The organism is Methanomethylovorans sp., from assembly GCF_050177135.1.
GTDB lineage: Archaea > Halobacteriota > Methanosarcinia > Methanosarcinales > Methanosarcinaceae > Methanomethylovorans.
Genome location: NZ_JBFXHJ010000132.1, coordinates 1 through 6,050, shown reverse-complemented (window position 1 = coordinate 6,050; position 6,050 = coordinate 1). Strand labels below are relative to the sequence as shown.

The 6,050-nt window shown below is 43.9% G+C and carries 4 protein-coding genes; 1 reads left to right on the top strand and 3 read right to left on the bottom strand.

The window, feature by feature from the left end; genetic code table 11:
* The coding region (locus AB7U21_RS09685; protein ID WP_428388642.1) for an ABC transporter substrate-binding protein at positions 1-962 on the bottom strand (962 nt) is incomplete at its 3' end.
* Positions 963-1,110: 148 nt separating this feature from the next.
* Between AB7U21_RS09685 and AB7U21_RS09680 the strand changes: the two genes are divergently transcribed.
* The gene (locus AB7U21_RS09680; RefSeq protein WP_428388640.1) at positions 1,111-1,632 is read left to right on the top strand and encodes a helix-turn-helix domain-containing protein; all 522 of its coding nucleotides are present in this window, start codon (positions 1,111-1,113) and stop codon (positions 1,630-1,632) included.
* 6 nt (positions 1,633-1,638) lie between these two features.
* On the opposite strand, the gene AB7U21_RS09675 is transcribed toward AB7U21_RS09680, so the two are convergent.
* Positions 1,639-5,337: an S-layer protein domain-containing protein gene (locus AB7U21_RS09675; protein WP_428388638.1), complete on the bottom strand. Its 3,699-nt coding sequence runs from the start codon at positions 5,335-5,337 to the stop codon at positions 1,639-1,641.
* 43 nt (positions 5,338-5,380) lie between these two features.
* Positions 5,381-6,050 (bottom strand): thiamine-phosphate kinase (locus AB7U21_RS09670; protein WP_428388636.1); only part of this gene is annotated, 670 nt, incomplete at its 5' end.

Sequence of the window (6,050 nt, the reverse complement as noted above, 5' to 3'; positions counted from 1 at the left end):
CCCAGTTCATACTGTATGGTTGCATAATCCACAGTGGAGTTCACGATCAGATGCGGATCTGCCACCCATGTGCCATCCCACTCATTAATGGAGTTCTGGACAATGCTTATATTCATTTCCTGGTCAGCTGCATAGATCTGTGCTGCTTCCTCTGGATGCTCATTGTTGTACTCTGTAGCATCCACATGTGTTGCAACAATTGTAGCAACTACTTCAGGGTGGTTCCTGATGATGTCGCCTCTTACCACGACCACACAGCATGCGTGGTTAGGCATGATCTCCCCTGACTGAACCACTGTACGTCCATAGCCCTTTTCCTTTATTTCAGTTGGTGAAGGGTGTGGAAGGAAAACAGCATCAACCTGGCCAGCAGAAATAGCTGTGACAGCGTCTGCAGGTGTCATAGGCAGAATGGTTGCATCTTTATCAGGGTCAATATTATTCGTTTTCAGCCAGTTTCTAAGCAATGTGTCCTGGATAGTTCCTGGTGGGAATGTAGCTATCTTCATTCCTTTGAGATCTTCAGGTTTTTCATAAGGAACACCTGTGCGTACTACGAGATCTGAACCCTGTACCTGGACAGCAGCTACGATCTTGGCATCAAGCCCTCCGCTTAGAGCGGATATGAATGGTGCTGCTCCCACATATGCCACATCGAGATCCCCAGCAAGCATGGATGTCATTTCCGGTGCTCCACTTGGGAAGAGATTATCTGTTGTTTTCACTATACCCAAAGGTGCCAGGTTATTGTCCCACCAACCTTTCTCCTTTGCGGTAAGATATGCTATCTGATGCGTACTGGGCTGGTATCCAAAGTGTATCTCTGTGAGAGATTCTGTTAGATCTCCTGTAAGGTTTCCCTCTTGTTCAGGTTCAGTACAACCTGAAATAAACGCAATGGCCATCACAGCAGTAATAACAAAGATGGCTCCCAGAATTCTGTTAATATTTTTGCTGTTCATATCGATACCTCTTTTTCTCAATAATGGAACCGTTATTCTGAGCTATATTTAATGTTTCCTGTGAGGTATAAAGCAATTTTCCTGAAAGTATAAATATAAGCTTGCCCCTTACCGCTTAAGGACACTATATTTGAGGTATGGAGGAAACATGGAATCATCTGATAGGATAATGAATGCTATAATCGATTCTTACGACGAGTTCCAGAGAACATTTTCTATAATATTGAAAGAAGACATTGGTATGACTGCAGTGGAATTTGCGCAGGAGGCTAGCATACCCGCGAGCACTTTGTACAAGATCATGTCAGGCAAAAGAGAGCCTAACATGAAAACATTGAGACAGATAATTAAAACTATAAAAAGACTGCAGAATGCTGAAAAGGGAGATTTTATAGCTGTCATTGCTGCAAGGCCGGTGCTTGACAATATAAGGGAGACAAAGAAAAAGATAGGAGGAAACCTCTGTACTATAAGGGAATATTCTGCCACTTCCATAGAAGAAGCCATCATTGCAGCAGTTAAAGCAGAGCGTGGAGGCGCATGTGCCCTGGTATGCGCACCTATTGTAAGTTCTACTGTAGAAAAAATACTAAGGATCCCCGTGGCTACGATCATGCCAAGGAACAGTTTGATGGAAGCAATAGAAAGAGTGTCAAAAAAAATAAGTTAATTGAATTTATCGGATAGAACCGATAAATTCATTTATTTTTTCCTTTGCCATTTCCACTGTCCAGCCGCCAGCAGTGAACAGATAGCCAACCCCTGCCGCAGCCAGCAGGATGATACCTCCGAGAACATACCAGACAGTACCAGATTTCTCCAGTACTTCATAAGTAACGCTCAGTTGCTGAACTGAAACTATATATGTGCCTGGCTCTTCTTCCACATGGACAAATTCCAATGTAGTGGAATTTCCATTGTTAAGTGCCACTTCCTGAGAACCTACCACAGTACCATTGATCTTCAATTCAACAGTATAGTTACCAGGTGCTGTTCCAGTGTTTGCTACATTTACAGAGATAGTTGCTTCATCTCCAGCCCTTACCTCAAGTGGCGAGATCTGCAGGTTAGTAAAGGTGAACTTAGCAGCAAGTTCCTTTACCTCAAAGTTAAGTTCCGTATCCAGTAACCCGGACTTGGAAGCTGTCACCTTGTGCATGCCCACTTCTGTAACAGTATAGGTAACATTTCCATCTTTTGAAGTGTTGCCTATGAACTTACCATCAAAAGTGACCTCCGCACCCTCGATAGCTTCTCCTCCTATGGCCTTAAGTACACGGAATTTAGCATTAGTTCCCTCATAAACTTCTTCAGGAGCGATATCTATGGTCATCTTCCTTGATTCGTCCTGAGCGGATATTACCTCAAGCTTGGAACTTGCAGAAACATATCCTTCCTTTTCTGCGTTTATGGTGAAGTTACCGGTCTTGTCCGGCGTATACCTGAGTGTTCCTTCTTCAGAGGTGGAACCAATGGTCTTACTATCGATCTTTAATGTTGCATTGCTTACTGCCATGCCTCTGGAGGTGACCGTTATTGTCATTGCGGTACCTTCAGTGACCACTTCACTATTATCGATCTCAAGTGCTTCAGATGCGGATGTTTGCACCTCCACGAAGGGATAGAACCTGACCGTGCTATCATCAGCTACCTTGAAGTTGATATCACCCATCACAGTGATCTCTTTATCCTTTGAAAGAGAAATGGAATCCTCATTCTTCATGGTAATGCCGTCTTCCGAGATACTGGTCACTTCCATCTCATCAAAAGTTTCACCACTTTCTACGGATATGTACTCATCAGATATCTGGAAGATACCGTCTACGAACACAGCACTGCTTTCAGTCCCCTGGAAAACATCCTGGAAGTGAACGGCTATAACAGGTACATCATCAACGTCTCCTACATCCATTTCGTATACGTAGGTCCCGTCTGAGGCAATGATGTCGTCGTCGACTTCATCGCCATCCTTTGTAAGGCTGACATACACAGTGTCACCATTTACATCAACTTCAACAATGCTCAGAGCATAACCCTCTTCCAGTACTAACGATGTGCCTGAGATAAGAGATGTCTTATCACTTTCGTCCAGAAGCACCTCGGACAACTGACCCTGGGAAACAAGGCTTAGCTCATCTGTAAAATCGTTTTCAGGATACCCTGCAAAATATTTCTCAGCCATGAACCCTATTACCTCGAATTCTCCCCAGTCATCGTACTCGAAACTTACATCCTCAGGAGTAGAGGTATATACAAGGTCTCCATCGTCAATTGTTCTGTCTGACAGTTCTGTGATCTCCAGTTTCTCGGTGCCTATTCCTTCATCGATGTTGTAATAGAAACCCTCAAAGTTAAGAGGTGTCCATTCAAATTCCTCCTCAGCAACAGTACCTCTTAGCTCATAGGTACCGGCCTCTGACATGTCAACAAAGGGAGCGAACCTCAAAACAGAATCATCAGCAACGATGAACTTCAATTTCCCCATGATACTGGCAACCTTGCCCTTATTAAGGGATATTGAATCTTCATTTTCCATGGTTATTTTTTCATCGCTAACAGTGTTTATTTCCATTACACCATAGCTATCACCGGATTCAATGCTGATGTATTCATCGGAGATCTGGAATATAGCGTCAATAAATACTGCACTGGCTTCTGTACCCATGAAGATATTACCAAAGTGCACAGCTATGATGGCTACATCATCACTGTCTCCCAGATCAGCTTCATACACGTATGTGCCATTATCCTTTACGATTGTTTCATCGACCTGTGAGCCTTCTTTGGAAAGTGTCACATATACGTTGTCACCATCTGTATCAACTTCTACGATGTTCAGGGCATACCCATCTTCCAATGTAAGGCTCGAACCTGCATAAAGAGATTTTTTGTCATTTTCATCTATAAGCACCTTGGAAAGCATACCATCCGACATGACACTTACCTCATCAGCGAATTCTGTAGTGTCAAGGTACCCTGCGAAGTATTTCTCAGCCATGAACCCTACGACCTGATAATCGCCCCAATCATCGTACTCGAACTCGGTGGTTATGGGCGTGGTCTCATATTCAAGGTCACCTTCATCGATGGACCTGTCAGAATCGCTTTCGAGATGTACGGTCATGGTCTCTGATCCTTCACCTGTGTCAAGGTCATAGTAGAAACCAGAGTAGCTCAGAGCGGTCCATGTGTAATCAAGGGACTGGTTGGCATCAGCATCCCAGATACGATCGCCACTTAAATACGTTCTAGAAACTACCGCCCAGGTCCATTCCTGCTGGTCTTCCCCATTCACATTTGATGCTATCGCAGTAACGTTATAAGAGCCCAGCTCCTCACCATCAACACTAAATGATGCGATAGATACGGAATCGTTCGTTTGCTCCAGATCTCCATCTATATACCATTCTATATCTGCATCCTGATTTGTTTCAACTGTGAAATTCTGGTAAGTATCCACCACACTTGAAGGATCATCTTCAGGACTGAAATCTGTGATCTCCAGTGAATCGTTCTCTGCTTCTGCAACTGTCCAGTCCCATATCTGTTGATCTGAGCCGTTCACATTGGTCGCTATCGCTGTTACATTATATGTGCCTGCAACAGCCGTGTTGTTCGAATAAGAACCTGATGATCCTGTTTCAGTATCCATCTCAATCCCATCGATGAGCCATCTGATAGTAGCTTCCTGATTGAGTGTAATACCAAATTCCATTGCATTTCCTGTCGTTGAGTCGGGAGTGGTGTCAGCTGGATTGAAACCTGTGATTGACAGTGATTCATTTGTTGCGTTTGAAACAGTCCAATCCCAGGTCTGCTGGTCAGTACCGTTCAGGTTAGATGCAATAACTGTTACATTATATGTTCCAGCCACAGCTGTGTTATTTGAATATGAATCTGAGGAACCTGTAACGTTTTCCATTTCATTCCCATTTATAAGCCACCTGACAGTAGCTTCCTGATTGAGTGTGACATCGAAATCTACTGTGTCCCCGGCTGCAGATTCGGGAGTTGTATCGTCAGGATTGAAGTCTGTTATCGACAAAGGTTCATTTTCCACGGTCCATGTCCAGATATACTGGTCAGTTCCATTGGCATTTTGTGCTTTGGCTGTAAGATTATATTCCCCTGCAGATGCACCATCATTTGAATATTCAGAAGTGGTTACTGATGCATCTGTTTTGACCAGTGAGCCATTCAAAAACCAGGTAACATTAGCAGTTTCATTTATGTTCACACTGAAATCCGGGCTGTTACCAACTATCGAAGTCGGATCGCTGGCGGGAGAGTGGTCAGAAATGCTTGGGATCGCAATTGCGCCACCTGCCAGCAGTATCAATACTAAATATATAGCAAAACCTAAACGGGTTTTCATGATATAACCTACCATATTTCTACTTTACTTGATTTCTCGCATTTTATGTATTATCTGCTATCTTTAACTGTTCATAGCCTTTTCGTTCCACTTGTAACACAGTACCATCCGACTTCTGTATGGAGATCGATTTCTCATGAGGTAAGACCTCTCCGATCATACTGATATTGCCCAGCTTCAGCACTTCTTCAATGCCCTCCGGCCTTACAGTGAAGATCAGTTCAAAATCACCTCCAGTATAAAGAGCCATAGAATTTAGAGTTACCCTGTCGAAAGACATTAATGCTTTTACCTCTGGCTGCAAAGGCAGCGCCTTTTCCTGTAGTCTGAACCCAACTCCTGAAGCTCTGGAAAGATCATATAGTGACATTGCAATGCCATCACTTGTATCCATCATGCTTGTCACATGACCCATGGATGCAAGTTCCATTGCTTCCCTTATGCGGGGCATGGGTTGCAACAAAGACTTCAGGACACTAGCCGGTGCATCAATACCATTTTCCAGGGCATACAGTGCAACACCCGCAGAACCTGCGTATCCTGTAACACACACCTTATCTCCTACCCGTGCACCCTTTCTTGTTAACAGTTCTCCTTTTGGTACAGTTCCAAGAGCAGTGCCGCAAATAGTAAGTTCATCATGGGTGTCAATATCCCCTCCTATGACCGCAGTATCGTATTCCCTGGTACAGTCCCTCATGCCTCTTGCTATC

What these genes read in the sequence shown, in the direction of transcription:
- AB7U21_RS09675 (WP_428388638.1), bottom strand. Translation starts at nt 5,337, where the DNA reads ATGAAAACCCGTTTAGGTTTTGCTATATATTTAGTATTGATACTGCTG.
- AB7U21_RS09680 (WP_428388640.1), top strand. Translation starts at nt 1,111, where the DNA reads ATGGAATCATCTGATAGGATAATGAATGCTATAATCGATTCTTACGAC.